This is a genomic window from Oceanobacillus alkalisoli (assembly GCF_022213125.1).
GTDB classification, from domain to species: domain Bacteria; phylum Bacillota; class Bacilli; order Bacillales; family Amphibacillaceae; genus Oceanobacillus; species Oceanobacillus alkalisoli.
Window position 1 is genome coordinate 1 of record NZ_JAKNRA010000022.1, and the last position, 25,074, is coordinate 25,074.

The 25,074-nt window shown below is 40.4% G+C and carries 25 protein-coding genes, 1 rRNA gene and 1 riboswitch; of the genes, 17 read left to right on the top strand and 9 right to left on the bottom strand.

All coding sequences use genetic code 11. From position 1 onward, the window contains the following. The first annotated feature begins 11 nt into the window (after positions 1-11). Positions 12-127: ribosomal RNA gene (gene rrf / locus L3V42_RS17025) — 5S ribosomal RNA — on the top strand. 137 nt (positions 128-264) lie between these two features. On the opposite strand, the gene L3V42_RS17030 is transcribed toward rrf, so the two are convergent. Both L3V42_RS17030 and L3V42_RS17035 read right to left on the bottom strand, forming a co-directional pair. Then, positions 265-405 carry a hypothetical protein gene (locus L3V42_RS17030; RefSeq protein WP_235764061.1) on the bottom strand — a complete coding sequence of 47 codons (141 nt, stop codon included), beginning with the start codon at positions 403-405 and terminating at the stop codon, positions 265-267. Positions 406-529: 124 nt separating this feature from the next. Beyond that, positions 530-1,777 carry a BaiN/RdsA family NAD(P)/FAD-dependent oxidoreductase gene (locus L3V42_RS17035; RefSeq protein WP_238472542.1) on the bottom strand — a complete coding sequence of 416 codons (1,248 nt, stop codon included), beginning with the start codon at positions 1,775-1,777 and terminating at the stop codon, positions 530-532. A gap of 157 nt (positions 1,778-1,934) precedes the next feature. On the opposite strand from L3V42_RS17035, the gene L3V42_RS17040 reads away from it, so the two are divergent. From L3V42_RS17040 to trmB, 7 genes are all read left to right on the top strand, one after another. After that, positions 1,935-3,560 carry a putative polysaccharide biosynthesis protein gene (locus L3V42_RS17040; RefSeq protein ID WP_238472543.1) on the top strand — a complete coding sequence of 542 codons (1,626 nt, stop codon included), beginning with the start codon at positions 1,935-1,937 and terminating at the stop codon, positions 3,558-3,560. Positions 3,561-3,572: 12 nt separating this feature from the next. After that, positions 3,573-4,292, top strand: coding sequence for a pseudouridine synthase (locus L3V42_RS17045; RefSeq protein ID WP_238472544.1), 720 nt, complete (start codon positions 3,573-3,575; stop codon positions 4,290-4,292). Between the two features lie 14 nt (positions 4,293-4,306). Next, positions 4,307-4,858, top strand: a complete 552-nt coding sequence (thpR, locus tag L3V42_RS17050) for an RNA 2',3'-cyclic phosphodiesterase (RefSeq protein ID WP_238472545.1) — start codon at positions 4,307-4,309, stop codon at positions 4,856-4,858. A 23-nt stretch (positions 4,859-4,881) separates the two neighbouring features. Then, entirely contained in the window at positions 4,882-5,826 is a 945-nt protein-coding gene (locus tag L3V42_RS17055) for an NERD domain-containing protein (RefSeq protein WP_238472546.1), read from the top strand. Further along, positions 5,826-6,239 carry a diacylglycerol/lipid kinase family protein gene (locus L3V42_RS17060; RefSeq protein WP_238472547.1) on the top strand — a complete coding sequence of 138 codons (414 nt, stop codon included), beginning with the start codon at positions 5,826-5,828 and terminating at the stop codon, positions 6,237-6,239. Before L3V42_RS17055 ends, L3V42_RS17060 begins: the two co-directional genes overlap by 1 nt. Before the next feature lie 188 nt (positions 6,240-6,427). Continuing rightward, positions 6,428-7,243 (top strand): phosphotransferase family protein, encoded by an 816-nt coding sequence (locus tag L3V42_RS17065; RefSeq protein ID WP_238472548.1) that lies wholly within the window; start codon positions 6,428-6,430, stop codon positions 7,241-7,243. Positions 7,244-7,291: 48 nt separating this feature from the next. Beyond that, positions 7,292-7,927 (top strand): tRNA (guanosine(46)-N7)-methyltransferase TrmB, encoded by a 636-nt coding sequence (gene trmB / locus L3V42_RS17070; protein WP_235764069.1) that lies wholly within the window; start codon positions 7,292-7,294, stop codon positions 7,925-7,927. Positions 7,928-8,010: 83 nt separating this feature from the next. On the opposite strand, the gene L3V42_RS17075 is transcribed toward trmB, so the two are convergent. Next, positions 8,011-8,436 carry a DUF2512 family protein gene (locus L3V42_RS17075; RefSeq protein ID WP_235764083.1) on the bottom strand — a complete coding sequence of 142 codons (426 nt, stop codon included), beginning with the start codon at positions 8,434-8,436 and terminating at the stop codon, positions 8,011-8,013. A gap of 353 nt (positions 8,437-8,789) precedes the next feature. On the opposite strand from L3V42_RS17075, the gene uraA reads away from it, so the two are divergent. The 5 genes from uraA (at position 8,790) to L3V42_RS18415 (ending at position 15,352) form a co-directional block, all read left to right on the top strand. Then, positions 8,790-10,049: a uracil permease gene (uraA, locus tag L3V42_RS17080; RefSeq protein WP_238472549.1), complete on the top strand. Its 1,260-nt coding sequence runs from the start codon at positions 8,790-8,792 to the stop codon at positions 10,047-10,049. Positions 10,050-10,201: 152 nt separating this feature from the next. Beyond that, positions 10,202-11,401 (top strand): ornithine--oxo-acid transaminase, encoded by a 1,200-nt coding sequence (locus L3V42_RS17085; protein ID WP_238472550.1) that lies wholly within the window; start codon positions 10,202-10,204, stop codon positions 11,399-11,401. Between the two features lie 309 nt (positions 11,402-11,710). Then, on the top strand, positions 11,711-12,610 hold the full coding sequence (gene rocF, locus L3V42_RS17090) for an arginase (RefSeq protein WP_238472551.1): 900 nt from the start codon (positions 11,711-11,713) through the stop codon (positions 12,608-12,610). 127 nt (positions 12,611-12,737) lie between these two features. Then, positions 12,738-12,919: riboswitch (Lysine riboswitch) on the top strand. Between the two features lie 94 nt (positions 12,920-13,013). Further along, positions 13,014-13,904 carry a 4-hydroxy-tetrahydrodipicolinate synthase gene (gene dapA, locus L3V42_RS17095; protein WP_235764073.1) on the top strand — a complete coding sequence of 297 codons (891 nt, stop codon included), beginning with the start codon at positions 13,014-13,016 and terminating at the stop codon, positions 13,902-13,904. 176 nt (positions 13,905-14,080) lie between these two features. Then, positions 14,081-15,352, top strand: coding sequence for a 3D domain-containing protein (locus L3V42_RS18415; protein WP_305082628.1), 1,272 nt, complete (start codon positions 14,081-14,083; stop codon positions 15,350-15,352). Between the two features lie 46 nt (positions 15,353-15,398). Here L3V42_RS18415 and L3V42_RS17105 read toward each other — a convergent pair whose 3' ends face one another. From L3V42_RS17105 to L3V42_RS17120, 4 genes are read right to left on the bottom strand one after another with little or no spacing between them, the layout of a single operon-like run. Next, on the bottom strand, positions 15,399-16,415 hold the full coding sequence (locus tag L3V42_RS17105) for an SPFH domain-containing protein (RefSeq protein WP_235764074.1): 1,017 nt from the start codon (positions 16,413-16,415) through the stop codon (positions 15,399-15,401). A gap of 42 nt (positions 16,416-16,457) precedes the next feature. Next, positions 16,458-17,249 carry a TPM domain-containing protein gene (locus L3V42_RS17110; RefSeq protein WP_235764075.1) on the bottom strand — a complete coding sequence of 264 codons (792 nt, stop codon included), beginning with the start codon at positions 17,247-17,249 and terminating at the stop codon, positions 16,458-16,460. Continuing rightward, on the bottom strand, positions 17,249-18,280 hold the full coding sequence (locus tag L3V42_RS17115) for a TFIIB-type zinc ribbon-containing protein (RefSeq protein ID WP_235764076.1): 1,032 nt from the start codon (positions 18,278-18,280) through the stop codon (positions 17,249-17,251). The genes L3V42_RS17110 and L3V42_RS17115 overlap by 1 nt, the downstream gene beginning before the upstream one ends. A gap of 13 nt (positions 18,281-18,293) precedes the next feature. Continuing rightward, positions 18,294-18,923, bottom strand: coding sequence for a PspA/IM30 family protein (locus tag L3V42_RS17120; protein WP_238472552.1), 630 nt, complete (start codon positions 18,921-18,923; stop codon positions 18,294-18,296). 676 nt (positions 18,924-19,599) lie between these two features. Here L3V42_RS17120 and L3V42_RS17125 point away from each other — a divergent pair. The 3 genes from L3V42_RS17125 (at position 19,600) to L3V42_RS17135 (ending at position 21,604) form a co-directional block, all read left to right on the top strand. Continuing rightward, entirely contained in the window at positions 19,600-19,770 is a 171-nt protein-coding gene (locus L3V42_RS17125; RefSeq protein ID WP_238472553.1) for a hypothetical protein, read from the top strand. 200 nt (positions 19,771-19,970) lie between these two features. Further along, positions 19,971-20,873 carry a hydroxymethylglutaryl-CoA lyase gene (locus tag L3V42_RS17130; protein ID WP_238472554.1) on the top strand — a complete coding sequence of 301 codons (903 nt, stop codon included), beginning with the start codon at positions 19,971-19,973 and terminating at the stop codon, positions 20,871-20,873. A gap of 197 nt (positions 20,874-21,070) precedes the next feature. Then, positions 21,071-21,604, top strand: a complete 534-nt coding sequence (locus L3V42_RS17135; RefSeq protein ID WP_369412916.1) for a helix-turn-helix domain-containing protein — start codon at positions 21,071-21,073, stop codon at positions 21,602-21,604. A gap of 48 nt (positions 21,605-21,652) precedes the next feature. On the opposite strand, the gene floT is transcribed toward L3V42_RS17135, so the two are convergent. Together floT and L3V42_RS17145 are read right to left on the bottom strand one after the other, a co-directional pair. Beyond that, positions 21,653-23,227 carry a flotillin lipid rafts scaffold protein FloT gene (gene floT, locus L3V42_RS17140; protein WP_235764080.1) on the bottom strand — a complete coding sequence of 525 codons (1,575 nt, stop codon included), beginning with the start codon at positions 23,225-23,227 and terminating at the stop codon, positions 21,653-21,655. A 52-nt stretch (positions 23,228-23,279) separates the two neighbouring features. Further along, entirely contained in the window at positions 23,280-23,822 is a 543-nt protein-coding gene (locus tag L3V42_RS17145; protein ID WP_235764081.1) for an NfeD family membrane protein, read from the bottom strand. Between the two features lie 50 nt (positions 23,823-23,872). On the opposite strand from L3V42_RS17145, the gene L3V42_RS17150 reads away from it, so the two are divergent. Beyond that, the gene (locus L3V42_RS17150; protein ID WP_238472555.1) at positions 23,873-24,571 is read left to right on the top strand and encodes a DUF2812 domain-containing protein; all 699 of its coding nucleotides are present in this window, start codon (positions 23,873-23,875) and stop codon (positions 24,569-24,571) included. The last annotated feature ends 503 nt before the right edge of the window (positions 24,572-25,074 follow it).

Genomic DNA, 25,074 nt, shown 5'->3' on the forward strand with positions numbered 1-25,074 from the left:
TATAGTATATGTCTGGTAATGAGGGCGGAAAGGTCACACCTGTTCCCATACCGAACACAGCAGTTAAGCTTTCCAGCGCCGATGGTAGTTGAGACCTTGTCTCTGCGAGAGTAGGACGTTGCCAGGCGAATTAAACAGCGAATTACAAGTAATTCGCTGTTTTGTTATATAAAACGAAATGAAAACGTGATTCTTTTTTGAAGAATCACGTTTTTTGTCCAATAAACTTTCCAATTGGGACGATTTAAATGGGGACTATTTCGTTCATGATGAAGACGACTTACCTGGCATAATTTGTTGCATCATTTGCCCGATGCCCTGATTATTCCCACGGCTCATCGAATAGAACGTTGCAGCACCTACACCGATTGACGCGATTAACGGCAGCCAGATTCCATTTTTCATTTTTACCCATCCCTTTCTGTCTAAGCTATTAGACAGTTATAGTATTAGCCACCTGATTGAAATCATGCGAGGCAGCTACTGGAAATTAAAAATCGATCTCACTTAAGGTTTGTTCGAGTACGAATTAACTCCAGGCGGCATTCATACCGGCAAGGCGGCCGGTGACAAGGGCAGAAGTGATGTTATAGCCTCCCGTGTAGCCGTGGATGTCAAGTATTTCTCCACAGAAGAATAATCCCTCCATTAATTTGGATTGCATTGTATTTGGCACAATTTCTTTAATGGAAACTCCGCCTCCTGTAACAAAAGCTTTTTTCATTGGCAGAGACCCATCGACTTCAAAGGAAAACTGTTTAATCGTTTGGGCAAGCGCTCGGATATTCTCATTAGAAATCTGATTACCTTGTTTGTTATCATCAATGGATAAGGAATCAAATAAAAACTGAAGATACCGTTCAGGAACAATGCCTTTCAAACTGTTTTTAATGGTACGTTTCGGATTATCACGGATAAGATTTTCTATCTCCAACCTGATCTCTTCTTGGTTTTTATTAGGGAGTGCATCGATCTGTAATGTAATAGTTTTCTCCTTCATTAATTCCTTGACTGCAAATTGGGAGCAACGTAAAATCGCTGGACCGGACACGCCAAAATGGGTGAAGAGCATGTCCATTTGATGGGTAATGATTATTTTTCCTTTTTTATTCAATACGGAGACTGCTACATCCCTTAGGGCTAGGCCTTGAAGAGTTCGTTCTTTAATAAATGTTTCGCTTGATGTTAAAGGCACTTCTGTAGGGAACAATGTTGTAATAGTATGTCCTGCTTTCTTTGCCCAAGGATATCCTTCCCCATTGCTTCCTGTATGGGGAACTGCTTTCCCTCCAACAGCAATAACGATTGCATTCGTTTCAAAGATATCCCCATTCTCACTGTAGACCTTATGCATGGTATCTCCGTAGTCCACCGCTTTAACTGGGGCGTTTAATCGGATGTCGACTTCAAGCTTATTCAATTGATCAATCAGTGTATTAACTACCGAAGCCGCTGAATTTGAAACCGGAAACATGCGTCCATGGTCTTCTTCCTTTAAGGCTACTCCAAGGTTCTCAAAGAATTCAATAATATCATAATAATTAAAGACAGAAAAGGCGCTGTAAAGAAACTTTCCGTTTCCTGGAATATGTTTTATTACTTCATCTTCGGGGAGTCGATTTGTAACATTACAACGGCCTCCGCCAGAAATAGCAAGTTTTTTACCTAATTTTTTTCCTTTTTCAAGTAAAAGGGTGTGTGCGCCATGTTCAGCTGCAGAGATTGCTGCCATTAAACCGGATGGTCCACCACCAATGACTATAACGTCATAAGTCATTCATTTCACTCCTCTCGTTAGTTATCTTACCCTTTTCAGCCGAATATGAGCAACTTTCTAGGTAAATATATGATATTAAAACAGTTTCAATATCAGTTAACGCGAGTTTATGGTAAAATAACATAGGTATCTATTTAAGAGAAATACAGGTGAAAACATGTCAAATCTTGTTAGAGGATCATTGTTGCTTACGGTAGCAACTTTTCTTTCTAAATTTTTAGGATTAATTTATTTAATACCATTTAATATGTTAGTTGGACCGGAAGGAGCAACATTATATAATATCGCTTATGTACCATATAATATTATGTTGAGTATCTCGACCATTGGAATTCCACTGGCGATGTCGAAAACAATATCAAAATATAATGCGCTAGGTGACTATGCGACAGGAAGGCGTACCTTCAAGAGTGGTACCGTTCTTATGTTTATCACAGGATTTATATCTTTTCTTATTCTTTATTTTGGAGCCGAGCTCCTTGCCAATTGGATTATTACAAGTGAAGGTTCGCAAGGGGCATCCGTGAATGATGTTGTACTCGTCATTCGGGCAGTAAGCTTTGCATTAATCATTATTCCTGCTATGAGTATTATGCGTGGTTTTTTCCAAGGACATGAATCCATGGGGCCGTCAGCTATTTCAACTGTAACGGAGCAAATTGTTAGGATTATATTTGTTCTTGTCTCTGTGTTCATTGTTATGGTTATTTTAAAAGGCACGGTTGCAATAGCTGTTGGTTTTGCGACATTCGGTGCATTTGTCGGAGCAGTTGGTTCCTGGTTTATTCTGTTATGGTATTGGAAAAAAAGAAAGCCACATCTTGATAAGCTGCTTACAGGTCAGGTTGTGGATAGTGAGTTAACTACAAAAGATATTTTTAAGGAAATGTTCAGTTATGCAGGGCCTTTTATTATTGTTGGACTTGCTACTTCACTTTATCAACTCGTTGATTTATTTACCTTTGACCGAGCACTTGTAGCAGCTGGCAATGAAGAAATGTATTGGACACTCGGGGCAATTAATACATTAGCCCATAAAATCGTTATCATTCCAGGCACTATCGCTACAGGTCTTTCCTTAGCTATTCTCCCGGCATTGACTCGGACATTTGCACAGAGAAATATAAAGGAATTGCATACACAAATTAACCAATCGTTACAAATCGTCCTTGTATTGGTTATTCCAGCAGTAATTGGAATTGCATGTCTCGCTGATGTGTTTTATGCATCCTTATATGGGATGGAAGAGATTGCAACAACAGGACCGTTGCTTGCATGGTATGCTCCAGTTGGGCTTTTCTTTGCGTTGTTTACTGTAACGGCATCAATATTGCAGGGAATCAATCAGCAAAACTTTACCGTCCTGAGTTTAATGGCTGGATTGCTTGTTAAAATATTATTAAATATCCAGCTTATCCAGTGGTTCGGTGCAAAGGGGCTTATTTTCGGCACAGGGCTTGCTGTTATTATTGCTGTATGTATAAATTTATTCCGGATTAAGCGATCGGTTGAATTTCCGTTCCGTCAAGTCCTGAAACGGACAATGCTTATTTTAATTTTCGGGACGATTATGGCGCTTTTCATTTTTGCAGTAAAAGCAGTATTCGGTATTTTCATATCGTATGAAACATCTCGCACCGGATCTATTATCGTACTGCTTGCAGGAGTGGCTGTCGGCGGGGGAGTATATTTATGGCTCGCCTATGCTTCGACTTTACTGCACCATGTATTCGGTGATGAAATACCGATTGTCGATAAGTTATTACGAAAGCTCCGTAAATAATGGAGGGATAGTATGCGGTTAGATAAAATGCTTTCCAATATGGGGATTGGCACCCGGAAAGAAGTTAAAGCCATGTTGAAGAAAAAACTTGTTACGGTTAATGATGAGATAGTAAACAATGGGAGCAAGCATGTTGATTCCGAAACAGATGTTGTAACAGTGAGCGGAGAAAAAATCGTTTATGAGAAATATATCTATTTGATGCTTCATAAGCCGGCTGGGATTCTTTCGGCAACTAGAGATCATCATACGAGTACAGTTGTTGATCTGGTTGATCCATATTTCCAGCATTTTCAGCCATTCCCAGTCGGCAGGCTGGATAAAGATACAGAGGGGTTACTCTTGCTCACGAACGATGGTGATCTTGCCCACCGTCTGCTTTCACCAAAGAAAAACGTGGAGAAAACATACTTTGCGACTATTCAGGGGAGAGTAACAGAAGAAGACATTCAAAAGTTTAAGACGGGGGTAGATATTGGCGAGAATAAACTTACCAAACCCGCTGAGCTTGTGATTTTACGAAGTGGTGCTATTTCCGAAATTGAATTAACTATTACAGAAGGGAAATTCCATCAGGTAAAACGGATGTTTGAAGCTGTTGGGAAAAAAGTAACCTACTTAAAACGATTGCGCATGGGTGAAATTTCGCTCGATTCCGTACTTCAAAAGGGTGATTACCGTCGCTTGAACGAAGAGGAACTTGCATATTGTGAAGAAGTGAAAATGGCATAATACGAGGTGAGATTGTGACCCATTATTTTCTTGGAATTGAAATCCCTGATGAATTAAAGAAGTATTATAAGGAATGGCAACAGGAACTAAAAACGATTTTACCTTATAAAAGATGGACCCACGAGAAGGATTTGCATATTACACTTGCCTTTTTAGGTGAGGTGTATGCTGAACGGTTAGAATTACTTGTAGAAAGCCTGAAAGCATTATCGTTTTCGGGAAGTTTCGCACTCACGCTGGAAGGCTTGGGTACATTCGGCAAAAACAACCGCCCGCGTGTTCTTTATGTTGATGTTCACCTTAAAGAGGAACTGAGTCAGCTACAGCAGCAGATTGTAAAAGCGGCAGAAGTACTAGACTTCGAGCTCGATAAACGGCGGTATCGCCCCCATCTCACCCTTGGAAAAAAATGGGGAGCAGCATTTGATTTGCCAGAAGAAAGGCTTAGCGAGCTGCAATCACAATTTCAGACGAGGAAACATTTTGAAGTTACAGCTTTTATATTATATAAGATACACCCAGGGCATGTACCAAGTTATGAAAAGGTTGCTGTTTTTCCGCTTTGAATGGATAGAGAGGGTGGTTTTTAATGGCACAGTTAATTAAAATCCAAGATTATATTACGAGGTATGAATGGGACACTTTTCGTTATCCGACACAATATATCCGTCTGAAACGAGAAAGCTGGGATCGGTTATATGACCGCTGGATCAACCCCGAAGAGAACATGCCACCGGAAGAAGCGTCATATTCGGAAGAGACGGCTACTATTTTTTCTAAGTTAAAGAATAAATTTTTAAGAAAAGCTGTTTACTCAGAAACCATCCAGGAAGAAGAGTCAAGTGAAGCGGAAGAACTTCCTGAATCCGAACAGGAATTAAAACAGGAATTTCTAGATAATCTATTAAACTTTCAAATGAAATGGGCGACATCGACCGTAACCCATAAATCAATTGTTGCTAAAAAGTATTATTCCGATTCCTTATTAAAATACTTATTGCAACGATTTCCAGATACGTACTTCATCATGTACTACCCCATTTTTTCAATAAGACAAGCTCCGGTTGAAGGTGACATAATATTAATTTCCCCTGTGGAAATAGAAGTGATCCAATTTGTCGAGTTGGAAGAAGAAGCGGTTCTTATGGCGGGCGAAGAGCGGACATGGCATGTAGAAAGCCCGGTGGAAAACAGAAAGATATTAAATCCGCTCATTTCCTTAAAGCGGACGGAAAAATTAGTGAAAAGCATATTGGCGACAAAAGATATTTCCCTGCCGATTAAAAAGGTCGTATTATCAAGAACAAATCCGATTTATTTTGCAAGTGAACCTTATCAGACACGGATTATTGGCAGTACAAATTATATCGACTGGTTCAATGAAAAAAGGTCCTTTCAATCACCACTGAAAAATATTCAAATTAAAGCCGCAGAAGTACTATTAAGTTATTGCCAGTCCACCTCACTGAAACGACCGGAATGGGAAGAAGATGATAGTGGAAGTATTGCAATAGAAGAGGCGGAAGACGTGTAATGTGGTCCTTTATTATAAATCCGCAAGCGGGGAACGGCAGAGGAAAATTGCAATTTGAGAAATTGCAAAAAACGCTTGACTATCAATCATTACAAGTCGTTTATTATTATAGTGAATATGAAAGCCATGCGGAAGCAATCGTCAGAGAGCTTGCAGCAAATGAAGAGATAAGAGCTATTATGGTTATCGGTGGGGACGGAACAATCCATGAGGTCATTAACGGTATTGGTTCCTGCGATATTCCGGTAGGGTTTGTTCCCGGTGGGTCAGGTAATGACTTCGCACGAGGAGCACATATCAAAGGAAGACCGGAGAAGATTTTAGCCCCGCTAACTGATGTGGAAATGCAGTTTAACAATCGAATCGAAAGAACCGATCTATTCGCAGGTGGATGGGGAGACACAAGTTTGTAAGACGGAGGAAATTAGGAAGCGACGGAATGGAATCCGGTTAATTGTTCCGAAATCATACATATAGGAATGAATTTCATAATTACCAAAGCATTAAATACGTATTATGAAATTCATTAATAGTTGTAATTTGTTTCAATTAATTTTAAAATGGAATTTCAAATGTTACAAGTGAAAGATGGGAAAACATCATGAAGGAATGGCTTGAAAAAGCAGTGGGAAAAGGCTGGACACTTACTCCGGCTGGCGGCCTGACAGGGGATGCCTATATTGCCACAAAAGAAAATCGCAAATTATTTGTTAAACGGAATACCTCGCCATTTCTCGCGGTGTTATCGGCTGTCGGTATTGTTCCAAAATTGATTTGGACAAAGCGGATGGAAAATGGTGACGTTATAACAGCCCAAGAGTGGCTTGAAGGTAGAGAGTTAACCCGAGAAGATATGAAGAGTGGGCAAATCATGGAATTATTAAAGAAAATCCATCATTCGCCTGAATTATTGCATATGCTCATGCGCTTAGGGAAGAAACCAGTCACATCGGATCAATCACTGCTAGAAATCGAGAGCCGTTTAGTGCGCCTCGGTTTACTTGAACAATATGAAGAAGTCGCTGTAGCTTTACATTATTTGGTGAAGCTCTTACCGATTACCCGAAATCAAAAGCTTGTCGTCTGTCATTGTGATCTTAATCATAATAACTTATTAATGTCTGATTCCGGTGAGATTTTTCTTGTGGATTGGGATAATGCAATGATTGCTGACCCGGTGATGGATTTTGGTTTCCTTTTGAAATGGTATATTCCCAAAGATGAATGGAATGGTTGGCTAAAGAGGTATGGAATTACCGAGCATGAATATTTGTATGAAAGAATGCACTGGTATCTATTGTTGAATGCTCTTGATTATATTTGCTGGCATAGCGAGCGGAAAGAACAGGAAAAAGTAAGAGAGCGGCTGGAGTCATTACATGAATTGAATCAATTTATGGAAGGCATGATGAACTAAAAGTCATCTGCATTAGAGAAGTTACGATAAGTAAGGATGGATAGGAAAATGCGTCAACGCTATAAACCATGGGCTGATGACTTTCTAATGGAGCATCAGGATTTAATTATACAAAACCCTGCTGAACAAAAAGGCAGGTGGCAAAGCTTGTTTGCGAATAAACAATCCCTTCATCTGGAAGTAGGAACAGGAAAAGGGCAATTTCTTGTCGGAATGGCAAAACAGCATCCCGATATTAATTTTATTGGTATGGAAGTTGCAAAAAGTGTTGTTGTGACAGCGGGGGAGAAAGCATTGGAAGCAGAAATGGACAACTTACTGCTCGTCCATGCAGATGCTAATCATTTGCTTGATTACTTTGCGGAAGATGAAATTTCAACTATTTATTTGAATTTCTCTGATCCATGGCCGAAAAATCGTCATGAAAAACGGAGATTAACGTATACTACATTTTTAAAACAGTACGAACATATTTTACAGCAAGAAGGGGAACTCATCTTTAAAACTGATAATCGTGGACTATTCGAGTATTCGCTTTGCAGCTTTTCCGCATACGATATGTTGCTCAAAGAAGTAAATCTTGATTTACACGCTGAAGAAGATCCATTGAATGTGATGACAGAGTATGAAGAAAAGTTTTCTGCAAAAGGACATCCGATTTATCGCTGTAAAGCCGTTTTTTAAAATTAAGTAAAACCGCACACTCCTTTGTTATATACAATGGGGTGTGCGGTTTTATGAAATGAATTTGTGATGCGTAAATAAGCTTATTCTTTTTTATCTTTCTCCGGGTAAATTTCCTCACTTGCTTCCATTTGATATCGCATTGCAGGGAACGGGATAATAGTCGCTTCCCTTCTCGGTAAGACACGCTCCTTCATATACACATGAAAAAGTGCCTCACAAATTGCAAAGAAATAAGCAACCATCAACGAAATAACGACTAAAGCTGTTGTTTGACCGACATACATGCCTGAAAATAGCCAAACGACGAGAAATGAAATGCCAAAGTCTACAATAGCTGCTGCGAGCATGCCAATTGCGGGAAGGATAAGGATGTCTGCTAAATATGCAGCTCCTGTCAACAAGAGTGAGACGATAATTAATTGACGAAGTGTGACCGACCCAAACACAGCGAGAAATGATGCTAGGATGATCGCTGTGTAAACCCATTTGATACCCAATGCTTTCATATGTACCAATTTAATAACCCCTCGCTTCTCCATAATATAGAGTTAGTATTTAGCCGGGTATAGATTTTTATACACGTATCATCCGGTTTTAAAAAAATGCTTGACTTTATAGGTCATTATTTGACATAATTATTGCTAGTGAAAATAATTAGTTGCCTTTAAGTCAACCCTGTGAGGTTGGCAAGGTGATGCGGAATTTAGTTGTTCGAAAAGAACGACGCATAGTGGAGTGGAATAACCATGCGCTATAAAAATCTGCACCTTGCTGAACATAAAGGCAAGGTGTTTTTTTCATGAATATTCATGAAAAAAACACCTTTCGCTATAAAAATAAAAACGCGAGGAGAAGGAAAATGAAACAACGAGAAATAGGTGTCGATGAACGATTACCCTTATTGCAGAGTCTGCCATTAAGCTTACAACATTTGTTTGCTATGTTTGGTTCGACCGTGCTTGTACCAATTTTGTTCGGGGTTGACCCAGCAACGATTCTTTTAATGAATGGATTTGGAACGTTATTATATATCTTTATTACAAAAGGAAAGATACCTGCTTATTTAGGTTCAAGCTTTGCGTTCATCTCGCCAGTTACGGTCGTGTTGACGCAAGGTGGCGGATACGGGGCTGCGCTTGGCGGATTCTTCGTTGTTGGAGCCGTTCTTGTTCTTATCGGTTTAATCGTTAAGTTTGCCGGCACGTCTTGGATTGACTTTATATTTCCACCTGCTGCAATGGGAGCGATTGTTGCAGTAATTGGTCTTGAGCTTGTGCCGGTAGCGGCCGATATGGCCGGTTTAATCGCTGTAGCGGATGAACCGAGAGATACGACTGCGATTACGGTAGCGTTGCTGACACTCGGTGCAACGATCATTTACTGGGTAACCATGCGCGGATTCTTAAAAATCATTCCAATCTTGCTCGGAATCGTAACTGGATATATCATTGCAACGATGTATGGCATTGTTGATTACACGGCAGTAAAAGAGGCCGCTTGGATTCAAATGCCGACATACTACCAAATTGAATTTAACTGGGCGGATATTTTAATAATCTTACCTGCAGCACTCGTCTTAATCCCAGAGCATATTGGTCACTTAGTTGTGACAGGAAATATCGTGAAGAGGGATTTAGTGAAAGATCCGGGTCTGGACCGCTCCCTGTTCGGTAACGGTATTTCCACAATGATCTCGAGTCTATTCGGTTCCACACCAAACACAACGTATGGTGAGAATATTGGGGTACTTGCAATTACGAGAGTATACTCCACTTGGATAATCGGTGGTGCGGCAGCTCTTGCAATCATTCTATCATTCTGCGGAAAACTTGCGGCATTAATATCATCCATTCCGACCCCGGTGATGGGCGGTATTTCCTTACTGCTCTTTGGAATCATCGCAGTTAGTGGATTAAGAATGCTCGTTGAAGCACAAATTGATTATAATAATTCACAGAACCTTATTTTAACATGTGTTGTGCTTGGAATTGGAATCAGTGGAGCAAGTATCGATATCGGTTCAGTTGCACTCACAGGCATGGGGCTTGCAACAATCGTCGCGATTATCATAAGCATCTTTTTCAGACTGCTCGATTTATTAAAATTATCTAATGAATAAAGTTGGTCACGCATGAACCTGTAACTCCCCACCGAATGAAGCTTCACTTTATGAAGTCAGAATTATGATGTTCTGACTTCTTTTTCTATGTTATAATCAAACAAATCGATATTTTAACTGAAGTATGAAAATACATAAGGGGGCAGCTCGTTATGACGGTAAAAACAACGGATCGTATTATTTCACAAACAGAGCAGTATGGTGCAAATAACTACCATCCACTCCCAATTGTGATTTCTGAAGCGGAAGGGGTATGGGTGAAAGACCCGGAAGGCAATGAGTATATGGATATGCTGAGTGCATATTCCGCTCTGAACCAAGGGCATCGCCATCCGAAAATTATCCAGGCGTTAAAGGATCAGGCAGATCGAGTTACACTGACTTCCCGAGCATTTCATAACGATATTCTTGGCAGGTTAACAGAACGAATTGCAAAATTAACTGCCAAGGATAAAGTGTTACCGATGAATACCGGAGTGGAGGCAGTTGAAACTGCAATCAAGGCTGCACGACGCTGGGCTTATGAAGTAAAAGGTGTAAAGGATAACCATGCAGAGATTATCGCTGCAAAAGGGAATTTCCATGGCCGTTCGATCAATTCCATTTCTTTATCCAATGATGCAACAGCAACGAAAAACTTTGGACCATTTGTGCCAGGGATTGTGAAAGTTGCTTTTGGAGACGTGGAAGCTATTCGTAAAGCAATTACACCGAACACCGCTGGAATTATCGTTGAACCAATTCAAGGGGAAGCAGGAATTATTATTCCACCTGAAGGTTATTTACGTGAAATCCGTAAAATTTGTGATGAGAATCATGTATTGTTTATAGCTGATGAAGTACAGACCGGCTTAGCCCGGACAGGGAAGATGTTTGCTTGCGAGTGGGAAGGTGTAGAACCGGATATTTATGTTATGGGTAAAGCACTTGGCGGTGGTGTCATGCCAGTTTCAGCGATTGCAGCCAATAAAGAAATCATGGATGTATTTACACCAGGTTCCCACGGTTCTACATTTGGTGGTAATCCACTTGCTTGTGCGGTTTCCATTGCTTCGATTGATGTCATAGAGGAAGAGGATCTCGTCACGAAATCTCTTGAGCTCGGTAAATATTTTGCCGAGGAATTACGAAAAGTAGATAATCCCGATTTAGTAGAGGTGCGGGCGCGAGGACTCTTTATCGGTGTCGAGTTTAACCATCCAGTTCGGGGATTCTGCGAGACCTTGAAAGAAGAAGGGATTCTCTGTAAGGAGACCCACGAGAATACAATTCGTTTCGCGCCGCCGTTAATAATCACTAAAAAAAACCTGGACTGGGCGCTCGAACGTATTCATAAGGTATTAAGTAAATAAAAGAACTTCAACAGGCTGGAACATAACGAATGTGTGACTGGTTATGTTCCAGTTGTTTTTTTTGAATAATCAATTGACAGAGTGATTAAAAATATGCAAATATATAGTGAAACTGCAATCGGTCGGGGGTTTTCTTCCCTACGACTTAGTTGGACGTACCTTAGGTGTTAACTCACGTTCTTTCCACCTAAACAATCTCGAAGACTCTAAAGTTTTGAGGTGGGAGTTTTACGGACGGTTACACCGGGATAAATGGAAGTATACGAGAATCATTTTTACATATTTAAATGGCAACTGGAGGATTTTCATATGAGAAATATATCAATTATCGGAATGCCGATCGATCTCGGTCAATTACGCCGCGGTGTCGATATGGGTCCTAGTGCGATTCGTTATGCCGGTATCATAGAAAGACTAGAAAACAGAGGATACACGGTTCAAGATTTAGGGGATATCCAGATTGGCAGAGAAAAACTAGAGACAGATCCGGAAACTGGCATCAGAAACTTGGAAGCAGTCTATAAAGCAAGCGAACAGTTGATGACCCAAATTGAGGAAGTCATTCAAAAAGATTCTTTTCCACTTATTTTAGGCGGTGACCATAGTATGGCTATCGGTACATTAGCAGCGGCAGCTAAATCTTATAAAAATCTTGGTCTTATCTGGTATGACGCCCATGGGGATTTGAATACTCCCGAGACGTCTCCATCCGGAAATATCCATGGTATGCCACTTGCTGCATCGTTGGGCTATGGCGAAAAAAAACTTACTGAAATTGGCGGATATTCTCCAAAAGTAAAACCAGAAAATGTTATCATCATCGGTGCGCGTGACTTAGACCCTGGTGAAAAAGAATTTATTAAAGAAAAGGGAATTAAAGTGTATACGATGCATGAGATTGATCGGGTCGGCATGTCTAGGATTATTGAGGATACGAATCAATATTTCGAAGAGCAGGAAGTGGACGGGGTGCATCTTTCTTTTGACCTCGATTCATTAGATCCATTATACGCGCCGGGTGTTGGTACCCCCGTTCCAGGAGGGGTAACATTCCGTGAGGCACATCTTGCTATGGAGATGCTTGCAGAAACTGGAAAAATTACATCTGCTGAATTTGTGGAGGTTAATCCAATTCTTGATGAACGGAATAAAACAGGAACATTGGCAGTTGACCTAATTGGATCGTTATTTGGAGAACGAATTCTGTAAAAGATGCACGGTTAGGATGCGAATCACATAAATATAGCAGTAAAGAGCTGCTGTTTACTTGTTAATTCCAATAATCTTTGTTATAGTAGTGAAAACAATTAAATATCTCTTATTTTATAAACGATAAAGTAAGGATAGAGGTTGCAGTGACCATTATTACATATGTGGAGGGTGAATGAGACCCAGTGAATCATATGGAAAGGGGGAATTGCCGAAGCAGAAGGAAGCTCATTATTTCCGGATGCTGGGTCTGTATCGAATAGGTATAGATCTGTCATATAGGCAACTATATGGGGAGCTATCAAGCGAAAGAACAATCCATCGTTCGACAAGCAATAGCGGCCCAAACCGTTATTGCTTTTTTATTTTTATGGATGGTAAAAAAGAAAGGGATGTGAAATAAATGTATTTTGGAAGATTATTAACAGCAATGGTGACACCTTTTGATGAACACGGAGAAGTAGACTATGGTAGAACGTCGAAGTTAATCGAACATTTACTTGATACAGGTACAGATGGTTTAGTTGTAGCGGGGACAACCGGTGAATCACCGACATTAACGACGACAGAAAAGGTAGAACTATTTAAATACGTAGTGAAAGAAGTAAATGGCAGAGTACCAGTTATTGCCGGAACAGGCTCGAATAATACAAGAGCTTCCATTGAACTGACGAGAGAAGTCGAATCGATTGGGCTTGATGGAATCATGCTTGTCGTACCTTATTATAATAAACCTTCTCAAGAAGGACTATACCAACATTTCAGCCAAATTGCAGCAAGCACATCTTTACCAGTTATGCTTTACAATATTCCAGGAAGATCTTCTGTCAACATGGCTCCTGAAACAATTATCCGCTTATCCCAAATTGAAAATATCGTCTCTGTAAAGGAAGCGAGCGGGGATCTTGATGCAGTATCTAAGATCATTGAAGAAACTGGAGATGACTTCAGCATATATAGTGGAGATGACGGTATGACGTTACCAATCCTCTCCATCGGCGGAACAGGCGTTGTATCTGTTGCAGCTCACGTGATTGGAAAAGATATGCATACAATGGTTCATAACTTCCTTGACGGTAATGTTACAGAAGCCGCTGGAATCCACCGTCGTATCGTACCGGTCGTAAAAGCTCTATTCCAGGCTCCAAGCCCGACACCAGTAAAAGAAGCGTTAAACGAAATCAATGTGCCGGTCGGAAGTGTCCGTCTACCGCTTATTCCGTTATCAGATGAAGAAAAAGCAAACCTCAACCAAACACTAACAAATTTTCAAGCAAACACAGTAGAAAATTAATAGAAACATAGGGTGAAGCTAAGGAGAATTTATTCTTCCTTAGCTTTCGTTTTGTTTCAATCTAACTTTTCCCTGAAATCTAATTGTAATCTTAGTATAATCTTTTTGTTACGATTAGATGTTATACTTCAACCATAGATTGCTAATTAGAAATCTATGGAAATGGGGGAAAAATGTTGAGGAAAAAGATAACAATCGTCACCCTGATAGCTTCTCTACTATTTATCCAAGGGACCTTCAACACACAAGTCCTTGCTGAAGATAAGGATAATCTGGAGGAAATCCAACAAGAAAGAAAAAAAATACATAACGATTTATCAGCACAGGAACAGAAAATTAATGAACTTTATGACGATATGGAAGCATTGAACGAGGAAGTTAGTCGGTTAGATGTCCTTCTCCAAGAGAAAGAGGCAAAAGTGGAGGAAACTACATATGAAATTGAAACAACGAAAGAAGATATTTACACCCTCCAAGAAGAAATCGACAGTCTGAACACAAGTATTGAAGAACGCTTTGATTTGCTGAAATCAAGAGCAGCATCCTACCAAAAATCAGGCGGATTAATTAATTATATTGAAGTGATCTTCGGCTCTCAAAGCTTTGGAGACTTCCTTAGCCGTGTAACTGCAGTCAACCAAGTAATGGATTCGGATGCAGCATTGATGGAGCAACTCGAAGCTGACATGAAGCTTGTTGAAGCACATCAGCATTCAACGCTTGAGAAGCTGAATGAGTTAGATCAAATGTATGAAGAACAAGAGGCAGAACGGGCATTGATAAAGCAGGAAAAAGAGCAACAAGAAACGGCTAAAGCTTCTTTAAATGATAAACGCAAGGAGCTAGTCGCTTATGTTGAACAATTAGAAGGCGAAGATACACGTTTAAAAACAATGGAAGATACAGTGAAGCAAGAAATTGCTGCAGCAGAAGCAGCAGAACGTGAGCGCCAAGAAAAGATTAAAGCAGCAGCTGCTGAGAAAGTGAAGCAGGAAGAGCAAGCCCGAGTAGCAGCAGCTAAAAAGAAAAATGTAGAGAAGAAAGAAGAACAGAAGGAAAGCGAACCGGTTCAGGTGAAAAAAGAAGAACCTGTTGCAGATAAACCAGAAGCGAAACCAACGCCAACACCAACACCGAAATCAGAACCAAGCCAACCGGATAAAAAGTCATTCACCGTAACGGCTACTGCTTATACAGCAGACTGTAACGGTTGCTCTGGTACAACAAGTACAGGAATCGACTTAAAAGCAAATCCAAATGCAAAAGTTATCGCAGTAGACCCAAGCGTCATTCCCCTCGGAAGTATCGTTCATGTAGAGGGATATGGTCATGCGATTGCCGGAGATACAGGAAGTGCAATTCGGGGAAATAAAATAGATGTGTTTGTTCCAACGAAAAAACAAGCAACAAGCTGGGGCGTACGCACGGTGAAAGTAACGATTCAGTAAATAAAAAGGTCGGCATCTAATGTGCCGACCTTTTTTAAGTTTTACTTTACAATTTTTCACCACAGTTCGAACAGAAGTTTGCTCCATCTGTTTTCTGACCGCAATTCGGACAGAAGTTAGGTTTACTTGAATTGCTGGAAGACTCGTTCTGTGCTGCTCGTTGACTTTGTTGCTGCTGTGGCTGTTGTTGTTGATTTTGCTCGGGTTGATTCATTTGTTTCATATTTTTCATCATTTCATTTGCAACGTTCATGCCCATCATCATCCCAGCCATGTCGGATGCGGTCCCACCACTTTTTACTTTACCTGATGCGATACCGTCCGTCATTTCAATTTGTTGATATTTCGCGACGTCACCGACCATGCCTTGGGAAGCAGCTTTCGTAATCATATCCTGAATCTCTTTTGGATAGTTGAAGCTATTTACATTAAATCCGGTTATGGAAAGTCCTAAATCATAGACTTCCATATCAAGGTCTTCTTGGATACCCTGCGAGATTTCAAATGAATTTGCTTGCAGGTTGAACATATCCTTCCCTTCACGAGCAATCCATTTCATTAAGAGTTGATCAAGCACGGTAGTAATCCGAATCTTCACGTCTTCCACGAGATACCGTTTCTTCACACCAGCTACATTTTCAATCAAACGGACATAATCATTTACTTTAAAATTAAATGTCCCGTTCGCTCGGATGGGAATACCCCCTGGTAAAGCTGGGGAGGGTGAAGGAATGTTAATTGCATTTTTCGTTCCCCATTTTACGGTGAACTGCTTCGTGTTAACAAAGAGAACTTCAACACGGAGTCCAGTATTAAAGCCGAATTTAAAACCTTTTAATGTCGATAAGAAAGGAATGATTTCTGATTCAATATTATACTCACCATCGTCTTCAAAAATCCCTTCAATTTTTCCGTTACTAAAGAAGATTGCATCTTGACCAGGTTGAATCATCAGGCGACTGCCTCGTTTAATCTCCCGGTTCGGCCATTTCCAAAAAATCATATCATCTCTAAATTCTTGCCATTCCACCACATCTGCTAATTGATTTCTAAAAAAAGACATGGAATCCGTCCTTTCTCGTTATCGTTACGTGTTATTGTTTATTTAAAACTTCCTGCCACCGCCACTATGCGAGCGGCCTGCACGGGTCACACCGCCCCCGCCACCACTAAAGCCACTTCCACCGCCTCGATTATTGTTTGACGGCTTTCTCTTCCTAGTGACCGTTTTACGGAGGTAACGGTCATGCTTCCTAACAATTTGAGAATTATTCCGATTTAAATATGTCCCGCTTGTTACGGTACTTCTGCCACCAGACGAATAAGCCATAAAAAATACGATTATCCCACCTAGACCAATAGCAACAGCAAGTTGAACATACGTATTTAACAAAAGCGACTCCGGATTTACGCCGGGACGAATATTCAAGTATTCAGCGGATTTCTCAAAGAATAGCTCAAAAGCTCCGAAATAATCGTCATCCGACAAGGGAGGGATAATGTGGTCAAGAATGAGTTGCACTCTTGCATTATCTACATATTCTTTCCCTTTCCCGAAAGCTGCGATATAAGCTTCTCTATCTTCACTTGATTCTATATAGATCGTTAGGATGACCATATTATCTTCAGCACGGTTTAATTCTTCTGCTAAATCATCGGAAACGTCCTGTGTATAGCTCATTAATGATTTACCCTCGGTATCATTGGTTGTAACAATAATAAAGTCAGTCGACCATTCACTAAAGTACGAGGCAGCTTGCTCCTCCAGATGCTGGATTTGTTCTGCACCAAGCAAATCAGCTTCATCATAAATTCGCTTGACATCAGCAAAGACGGTAGGCGTTAATAAGAAAAAGAATCCGATAAAAATGATTGCACGTTTTAATAAGCGATTCATTAGAAATTGATACCTCCTGTAACAATAAAGGAGATGATTTTCATTAGAATAAACGATCCGCCTGCAATGCTTGCAAACCAGCCAGCAATTTTAGCTTTACTAAGTGGTGGCTTTCCGACAACTTTCCCGGTTTGCCCATTCATCGCAAAAATATGTTCTGCTTGCTCGTAATCATAGTATACCATCCAGACGGGAAGGAACGTATACAAGCTTTTTGATTTTGAGGTGCGTATCTTTTTATCTTTGTAATTTACGGAATGGTATCCACTGATTGTTGACCGAATATAATCATCAAGCGGTTTACTCATCTTATCCTTTACGCGAGGCAGTAAATCATCTGCATCATAATTGTACTTCTCTGCAATGTAACCTGCAAGATAAGGAGTTTTGAAGTCTTTTAGATCATTATATTGATAGGGTTCGAGCTTATCCATTAAGGAATCATCCATTTTTTCCGACGCATCGACCGGCACTCGGCTGAAATCAATGCGCAGATCCCGGTACACATCATAGTATTTCGTTTCTGTATAAATATAATCCCCTCTCGTGTAATTCCTTACCCTCGTTCCAATTGCATGGATTTTCGCTTCATTTTTTAAATCGTAAAGCCAGAAGGGGACATACATGCCCGTTATTTCTTTTATCCGGTCCGCCATTTTGAAGTCTTTCGGTGTGAGCAATCCTCTTTTACACCATTTCCTGAATGCTTGTTCCGCTTGCTGCTTTGTTATCGTAAAAGGGAGCACAAGGGAAGGGGCAAGAATTCCGGCAACCCTGTCTGCTAAAACGACTGCTGCCCCGCAGAAACTGCAATTCGTTGCGGCAGTATCACCATCTGTTACAATGACAGCCCCACAATTTTCACAATGATATTCTTTCGCTTCATTTTCTTCAAAAACCGTTTCAATAAAGTCTTCTGAAAAGTTCTCTATATTATCCTGTCTGCCACAGTTGTCACAAGATAATGAACCGGATTCGGCATCAAACGTCATATCACTCCCACAGTTTGGACATTTATATTGTATAACCATTTACAATCCCTCGCTATTCGTTTGATGTCTGACTTTTGTTCGTCGTTAACTTTACGATTTCTTCATCGATGGAATCGATGGATGCTGATTTGTTTCTTAACTGTTCTAGTGCTTCAGCTTCATCCAGTTTAAAATTGAGTTCTTCCTCATAACTCATAAAACCGGTAGCAATGGAGGAATCTCCACTATTTATTTTTTGTTTTTGATTAAGTAGTGCTGTTTTTTCTTTAACAGTTTGACTCCTTGCTTCCAGTTGTCTGATATCCAGCGTTAATTTTTCTTCTAGTAATCTCATCTGCCTTGCTTCAATTAGAACCCGGTTATACTTGCCAATTAGCTCTACCTTTTTATTTTCCAGGTGTTCCTGATCATTTAAAAAGCCGATAGCCTGGGCTTCATTTCGATCAGCTGCACGTTCCCGATAGCGTTCAAGCTTTCTGATTTCCAGTTCACATTCATCCACTGCTCGCTTAGCCCGTCTCACATCTGCTTCTAAGGCATTCACTTCGGATTGCACGGTGCGAAGGTCGAGATTCACATCACGTAATGTTTTTTGAATAACTTTTTGAGGATCTCTGGAACGATCGATTATGCTGTTTATATTCGCTTTCATAAGAGTAGTAAATCTTGAAATGATTCCCATTCTGCTTCCTCCTTCATTATAAAGGTTAATTTCAGTTTAACTCAATATCTCACCTTTCGCATCTAAAAAATTAATTCTTTCATGCAGCGTAAGCATTATGAGCATTCAGTTATTAGGGAGCACTGACCCTCGTTCAGTTGCCCGGTGGACGGATGCGCATCCTTAGGCACTACCGGAGCTCCTCGGGCTAACGCCCTGCGGGGTCTCCAGGCTTGTGCTATTCCCGCAGGAGTCACCGTCCACCGGGCAACTGAACTGGTTGGGATGATTATTATTAATAGAATTTATTCCAGTGTCTTGTCACGATAAAATCATATCTTTGGAATAATAAATAGCGCTTGAAATTAGGCTTTTCCTGGTAGCAGTCCAAACACCTCGAGACTCCTGCGGGAGGCCGCTCAGCAGGTGCGAGAGGTGTCTGGACTGCGGACCTAAAGAAGTGAGTTTCGGATACTTATGCTGAATGAAGGTGATCTATTGTTTGGGCTCTGAAAGTTAGCTTACTATATATTACTGTATAAAGGTGGATTTGGTTTCATTTTTCTTTTCTAAAGGTAAATGATGAAGAGTGGGATTATCTAATTATTGTTATGTGTTTGTAACGTGTTCTTAAGATTTGTAAAGGCTTTATTTGGATATACATAGAGTAGAAAGCTAAAGAAAGGAATGAAGAATGATGAAGAAGCACCTTAAAATATTTGCATCGATTTTTCTCTTATCGGGATTCCTTGTAGCTTGTGCAGATGGTGAAGAACCGGCGGAAGAACCAATGGCACCGGATGTACCTGGTGAAGAAGCGCCTGGTGATGGCATGGATCCTGGTACAGATACAGATGAAGGACTCTAAAAAAATAAACGAAACGATTGCAAAACGGGCTCTTCCAAGGGTCCGTTTTGTTTTTTTTGGAATAAATTAATTGCAATGATTGAGTATTTATTATATACTTTACTCAACAATGTTGAACACAAGTAAACTGTAATTGAATGTTAAATCTTTTTGACAATGATTTGTAAGCGATTCCGGCGATTGATGAACGGAGGGATAATATGAAAAAATTACCGAAAGAAGTAATTATGAAAGAGGTCGGCCCTCGTGATGGTTTACAAAATGAAAAGGAATGGATTCCGACAGAACATAAAATTGCTTGGATTAATATGCTATCGAATACAGGGGTAAGAGAGATTGAATACTCCTCGTTCGTAAATCCAAAAATGATCCCTGCCCTTAAAGATGCGAGAGGAGTGGGGGAGAGAATTAACCGTAATCCAGCTGTCACTTACTCAGCGCTTGTTCCGAACATGAAGGGACTCGAGTTTGCGCTGGAAGCAGGTATTGACCGGGCGTCTGTCTTTATGTCGGCAAGTGAAATGCATAATCAGAAAAATATTAATAAATCAATTGGAAATACGTACCCAATTTTAGAAGAAGTAATCAAGGAAGCGAAAGATGCAGGGAAACTTGTGACAGGATACATTTCAACTGTATTTGATTGTCCCTATCAAGGAAAGATTACACCAGAGCAAGTGCTTGAAGTATGTGACCGGCTTGTTGAAGCAGGTGTCGATGATTTATCGTTAGGTGATACGATTGGGACAGCAGTTCCTACCGATGTTGAAAAGCTGCTCGAAGTATTACTGCAACACTTCCCGAAAGAGAAACTTATTCTTCATTTCCATGATACGAGAGGGATGGCAATCGCCAATATTATGACTTCACTCCATTATGGAATCAATCGATTTGATAGTACCGTGGGAGGGCTTGGGGGTTGTCCTTATGCGAAGGGTGCCACCGGAAATGTGGATACGAATGATGTATTATACTTGCTGCACGGCATCGGAATTGAAACAGGAATCAGTGAAAAGAAAATGCAGCAAGCAGGTCTCTATATCCAAAACATTCTTGGCAAACAACTCCCAAGCCGTTCGTTAGCTTATATATCCAACGCATAATGAATGGGCCATGGTACCAAAACGGTTACCATGGCCCATTCTATTCTACTTATCACGCATTAACGTATTGTAATCCCCCATGGAATGAGGTTTCACTTTATCTTGACTTGCAGGTCTTGCTAATCTATTATAAAAACGTAATAGAATATTTGGGAAAGGAATGAACACCGATAGATCTGCAAAGTATTGGTAAAAAAATTAAGCAAATCCGCTTACGAAAAAAGCTAACGCAACAGCAAATTGCTGATCAATGCCAAATATCAAAAAGCATGCTGTCCAAAATAGAAAACGGTCAAACTGCTGCCGCGGTCGCGACACTCTCGAAAATCAGCGAAACATTGGAAGTTCCGCTTTCCTGGGTTTTAGATGAAGAGAAAGAAGAAGAACTCGTGTTACAACGAAATAATGACCGTCCATCCAAGGTAGGGGACGAGTCCATGGGGTATTCTTATGAATTGCTTGCGAACCGGGCTCATTACAGTGGGATTGAACCGACAATTGTCCATGTTACACCAAAGGAATTCAACAAACGTACGGAAGGGTACACCCACTCGCAGGATGAGTTTATTTTTATTTTGGAAGGCTCCATCATTCTCTTTTATAACGGGGAAAAGCATTTGATGGAACAGGGAGATAGTGCATACTTTCAGGGGCACAAGCCACATTTATTTATGCCGGTGAATCAGCATGAAGAGGCAAAGGTACTTACATTATTTATTGATAGAGAATAACCACGGTCTGGTTTACAGTTGTTTGTGAACCAGAGCGTGGTTATTTATTTACTCAGAATCAGTTGTTTTAGATGGTTCAGCCTTTACCTCTGTTTGTTCCTTATTCGCTCTTACTTCTGGAACATGATTAATAGAGTTGCTAACGGCTTGCGTTTGTTTACCTGCAATACCTTCCAGTAATTCTTTGACATCAATACCAGAAGTTTCTTTTAATGTTTCCTGCAGACTTGCCATCAGATTCGTTGCATAGCCTGATACTTTATTGGCGCCGCCGTTTCCTTTTCCGCCGCCAGTATCCACAACGGTAATCTTATCGATGTTGCCAAGAGGTCCTGCAACTTCTTTCGCATAGTCAGGAAGCATCTTGATAACCATATCGAGAATCGCTGCTTGCCCGTACTGTTCGAACGCTTCGGCAATTTTTTCCTTGGCTTCCGCTTCGGCAATACCTTTAAGACGAATGATTTCTGCTTCAGATTCTCCTTGCGCTCTTAAGGAATCAGCTTTAGCAAGACCATCGATTCGCACTTGTTCGGCCTCGGCCTGAGCTTGTGCTTCAATGCGGTATTTATTCGCATCTGCTGCAGCCATTTGTTTCGCTTTCTCAGCAACAGCGGATTGCTCTACAGCATAACGATCCGCATCTGCTTTCTTCTTAACTTCCGAATCGTATTGTTTCTCCCGGCGCTGAATCTCTTTTTCTTCGAGTTCAATTTGTTTTTGACGCTCAATGATTTGAATCTGCATTTCTTGTTCGGTGACTTGCTGTTTTGATCTCGCAGTTTCAAAGTCATAAGCCTGGTCAGCCCGCGCTTTCGCGATATCTTGTTCGCGGCGGTATTCGGCTGTTTTTAATTGATTTTCTTTTTCTGCTTCAGCGATTTCAGTTGCACGTTCCAGTTCGGCTTTTTGAGCATCTTTTGCAGCTTCAGCCCGCTTGATTCGTGTTTCTTTCTCCGCGTCAGCTGTTGCAATATCTGCATCTCGTTTTACTTGGGCAATACGTGGTTTCCCAAGGGATTCGAGATAACCATTCTCATCCTTTACTTCTTTAATGGTGAAGGATACGATAAGAAGCCCCATTTTAGCAAGGTCCTGAGAAGCAACCCGTTGCACTTCCTGGGAGAACTTATCCCGGTTCTTATAAATTTCTTCAACGGTCATGGAACCGAGGATGGAGCGGAGATGCCCCTCTAATACTTCTTTTGCTTCAAACTCGCGGTCTTGCCGGCTCTTTCCTAAAAATTGCTCGGCAGCTGTTGCGATCTCATTGATCGATCCGCCGATTTTAATAATTGCAGTTCCGTCCGCCATTACGGGAACACCCTGTTCCGTATAGACTTCAGGAGTAGAGACTTCCAGTTTGCTAGATAAGAGACTTAAAGGACTTGCCTGTTGAAAGACGGGCAGAACAAAAGTACCGCCGCCACGGATGATTTTGATTTTATTTCCTGCTTCATCCGTATGTACATTTTTACCTCCTAGATAGCTACCTGTTACAATTAATGCTTCGTCCGGTCCAGCTGTACGATATCTCGTCGTGAAAATCGCGATAAATGCAATAACAAGAAAGACGACAATCGCGACAACAACCCAGACGGCCATGCTGACTGATTCAAACATGTAGTTTCCTCCTTCATTTATATTTATTAACATACTCTTCTAAATGAGTAGATTAAACAGATGATAAATCGAACTCTGTTTCATATGGAATGACATAAAGAACACCATTTTTCACTTCGATGACAAGTACACGGTTGCCAGCTTCGATTTCCTCCTTATCATAACTTGCTGCAGGCTTGGAAATGGTGCCACTTTTACTTTCGATGACAATTTCCCCATAACCATCAAACGGGATAGAAAGGATTAATTTACCAACTCTTCCTTTCAGTGATTCCTCTGTATAACTTAATGATTCTTCTGCTGATTTCATCGGAATGAATACGAAGAGGTTCAGTACGGAAGTGAGTATAAATGCAATCACAGCAGAAATGATGATAATGATAACCGGTGATAGTGATGAAACAATCTCCGCAATGTATGCCGAAGCAGAGAAGAATGTAATGAAAGCAAGAATCAATGCCGGATTAAAAAATGGTATAATCTCCCCAAAAGCTTCCAAGAAATCTCCGAAAAATAAATAAAGTATCGTTAAAATACTAGAAAGGATCAGGATGATTAAATAAACATTTTCTATAGATGTTCCGAATAGTTCCACATAATCCCTCCTTTCTTGTATCTTACTCTATATACGTTTTATCGTACCATATGCTTTCAGCTTTTTCATTCACAATTTTAAATTCTGGAGAAATACCTATTGTCATCGGTTTAATCATCACCATTTTTGATGAATGGGAGCTTGAGGAACAGGAATCATGGTTACAGGATATGGCGAGAAATGGCTGGTATCTCATCCGTTTCACATTTGGATTTGCAGAGTTCGTGAAAGGTGAGCCAGCCGAAATCCGGTATCGGCTAGAAGTTGCTTCGAAAAACAAACAATTGGAAGATGAGCAAATTGAATTGTACGAGGCAGCGGGCTGGGAGCATGTAACGTCAAGAAGATTTATTCATATCTTGCGCGAACAAAGAGCGGGAGAAACGGTTGAAATCCACACCGATTCAATGATACATGCCGGCTCGATTAAGCGTTTAAAACGAAATACTTTAAGCCGTGGTTTCACGATTATTTTTATTACAATGTTAATCGTATTCTCGCAAGGGTACCGATTTACCAATCCAACCAGCTTGGATTTACTAGAGGACTATTTCCTATCCAATCTAATCCTTGTTGTTATTTATCTCTTCCTAGCTGTGTACATGATTCGAGGAATGATTCATATATCATTGCTGATCAGAAAGCTTAAACGCAATGAGATGTTTGATCATGAAAAACCGTATCAACGAAAGAAAATGATGCGGTTTCTTATACAGCAAGCATCAGTTCTTACCGTTATGAAGCATTGACGGAATCCATTGCCAAAAAATTAGTGAGTGCTTTAAAAGATGAAAAAAGCTTGGAAGATTATGAAGCAATCATTTTAACAGGTTATGAAGAAGCATGGCTGGAAGAAGAGAATAACTATATATCTATTATTGCACGAACCGAAAACGCGGTCACTAACATCGGCTATACCGGTGACGAACCTAGTGAAATGAATGAATTTCATAATTACCAAAGTCGGCTTTCCCATCACCATATGCAGTTGGGAACGAACCAACTCAACTACATATGGTGATGGTGATGCATTAAATACGTATTATGAAGTTCATTAGATATTAGTCGAATTGTTGGAAAAACAAGTGAATGAAAAAGCAAAAGAAAATGAGACATAACTGCAGTTTGAACTGCGCCCTGTCAAGTGGACAGTAAAAAAATAAAAATCTATGCCGCAGCCTGGTACCGATATTCTAACGGTGTTAGGCTGTTTAATTTCGTTTGGTATCGTTCTTCATTATAAAATTCCATA

Coding starts and splice junctions, on each gene's coding strand:
- dapA (WP_235764073.1), top strand. CDS start 13,014: ATGTATTTTGGAAGATTATTAACAGCAATGGTGACACCTTTTGATGAA.
- L3V42_RS17105 (WP_235764074.1), bottom strand. CDS start 16,415: ATGTCTTTTTTTAGAAATCAATTAGCAGATGTGGTGGAATGGCAAGAA.
- rocF (WP_238472551.1), top strand. CDS start 11,711: ATGAGAAATATATCAATTATCGGAATGCCGATCGATCTCGGTCAATTA.
- L3V42_RS17060 (WP_238472547.1), top strand. CDS start 5,826: ATGTGGTCCTTTATTATAAATCCGCAAGCGGGGAACGGCAGAGGAAAA.
- floT (WP_235764080.1), bottom strand. CDS start 23,227: ATGTTTGAATCAGTCAGCATGGCCGTCTGGGTTGTTGTCGCGATTGTC.
- L3V42_RS17065 (WP_238472548.1), top strand. CDS start 6,428: ATGAAGGAATGGCTTGAAAAAGCAGTGGGAAAAGGCTGGACACTTACT.
- L3V42_RS17035 (WP_238472542.1), bottom strand. CDS start 1,777: ATGACTTATGACGTTATAGTCATTGGTGGTGGACCATCCGGTTTAATG.
- L3V42_RS17125 (WP_238472553.1), top strand. CDS start 19,600: ATGAAGAAGCACCTTAAAATATTTGCATCGATTTTTCTCTTATCGGGA.
- trmB (WP_235764069.1), top strand. CDS start 7,292: ATGCGTCAACGCTATAAACCATGGGCTGATGACTTTCTAATGGAGCAT.
- L3V42_RS17075 (WP_235764083.1), bottom strand. CDS start 8,436: ATGAAAGCATTGGGTATCAAATGGGTTTACACAGCGATCATCCTAGCA.
- L3V42_RS17130 (WP_238472554.1), top strand. CDS start 19,971: ATGAAAAAATTACCGAAAGAAGTAATTATGAAAGAGGTCGGCCCTCGT.
- L3V42_RS17115 (WP_235764076.1), bottom strand. CDS start 18,280: ATGGTTATACAATATAAATGTCCAAACTGTGGGAGTGATATGACGTTT.
- uraA (WP_238472549.1), top strand. CDS start 8,790: ATGAAACAACGAGAAATAGGTGTCGATGAACGATTACCCTTATTGCAG.
- L3V42_RS17040 (WP_238472543.1), top strand. CDS start 1,935: ATGTCAAATCTTGTTAGAGGATCATTGTTGCTTACGGTAGCAACTTTT.
- L3V42_RS17055 (WP_238472546.1), top strand. CDS start 4,882: ATGGCACAGTTAATTAAAATCCAAGATTATATTACGAGGTATGAATGG.
- L3V42_RS17045 (WP_238472544.1), top strand. CDS start 3,573: ATGCGGTTAGATAAAATGCTTTCCAATATGGGGATTGGCACCCGGAAA.
- L3V42_RS17085 (WP_238472550.1), top strand. CDS start 10,202: ATGACGGTAAAAACAACGGATCGTATTATTTCACAAACAGAGCAGTAT.
- L3V42_RS17120 (WP_238472552.1), bottom strand. CDS start 18,923: ATGGGAATCATTTCAAGATTTACTACTCTTATGAAAGCGAATATAAAC.
- L3V42_RS17030 (WP_235764061.1), bottom strand. CDS start 405: ATGAAAAATGGAATCTGGCTGCCGTTAATCGCGTCAATCGGTGTAGGT.
- L3V42_RS17110 (WP_235764075.1), bottom strand. CDS start 17,249: ATGAATCGCTTATTAAAACGTGCAATCATTTTTATCGGATTCTTTTTC.
- L3V42_RS17150 (WP_238472555.1), top strand. CDS start 23,873: ATGCTTTCAGCTTTTTCATTCACAATTTTAAATTCTGGAGAAATACCT.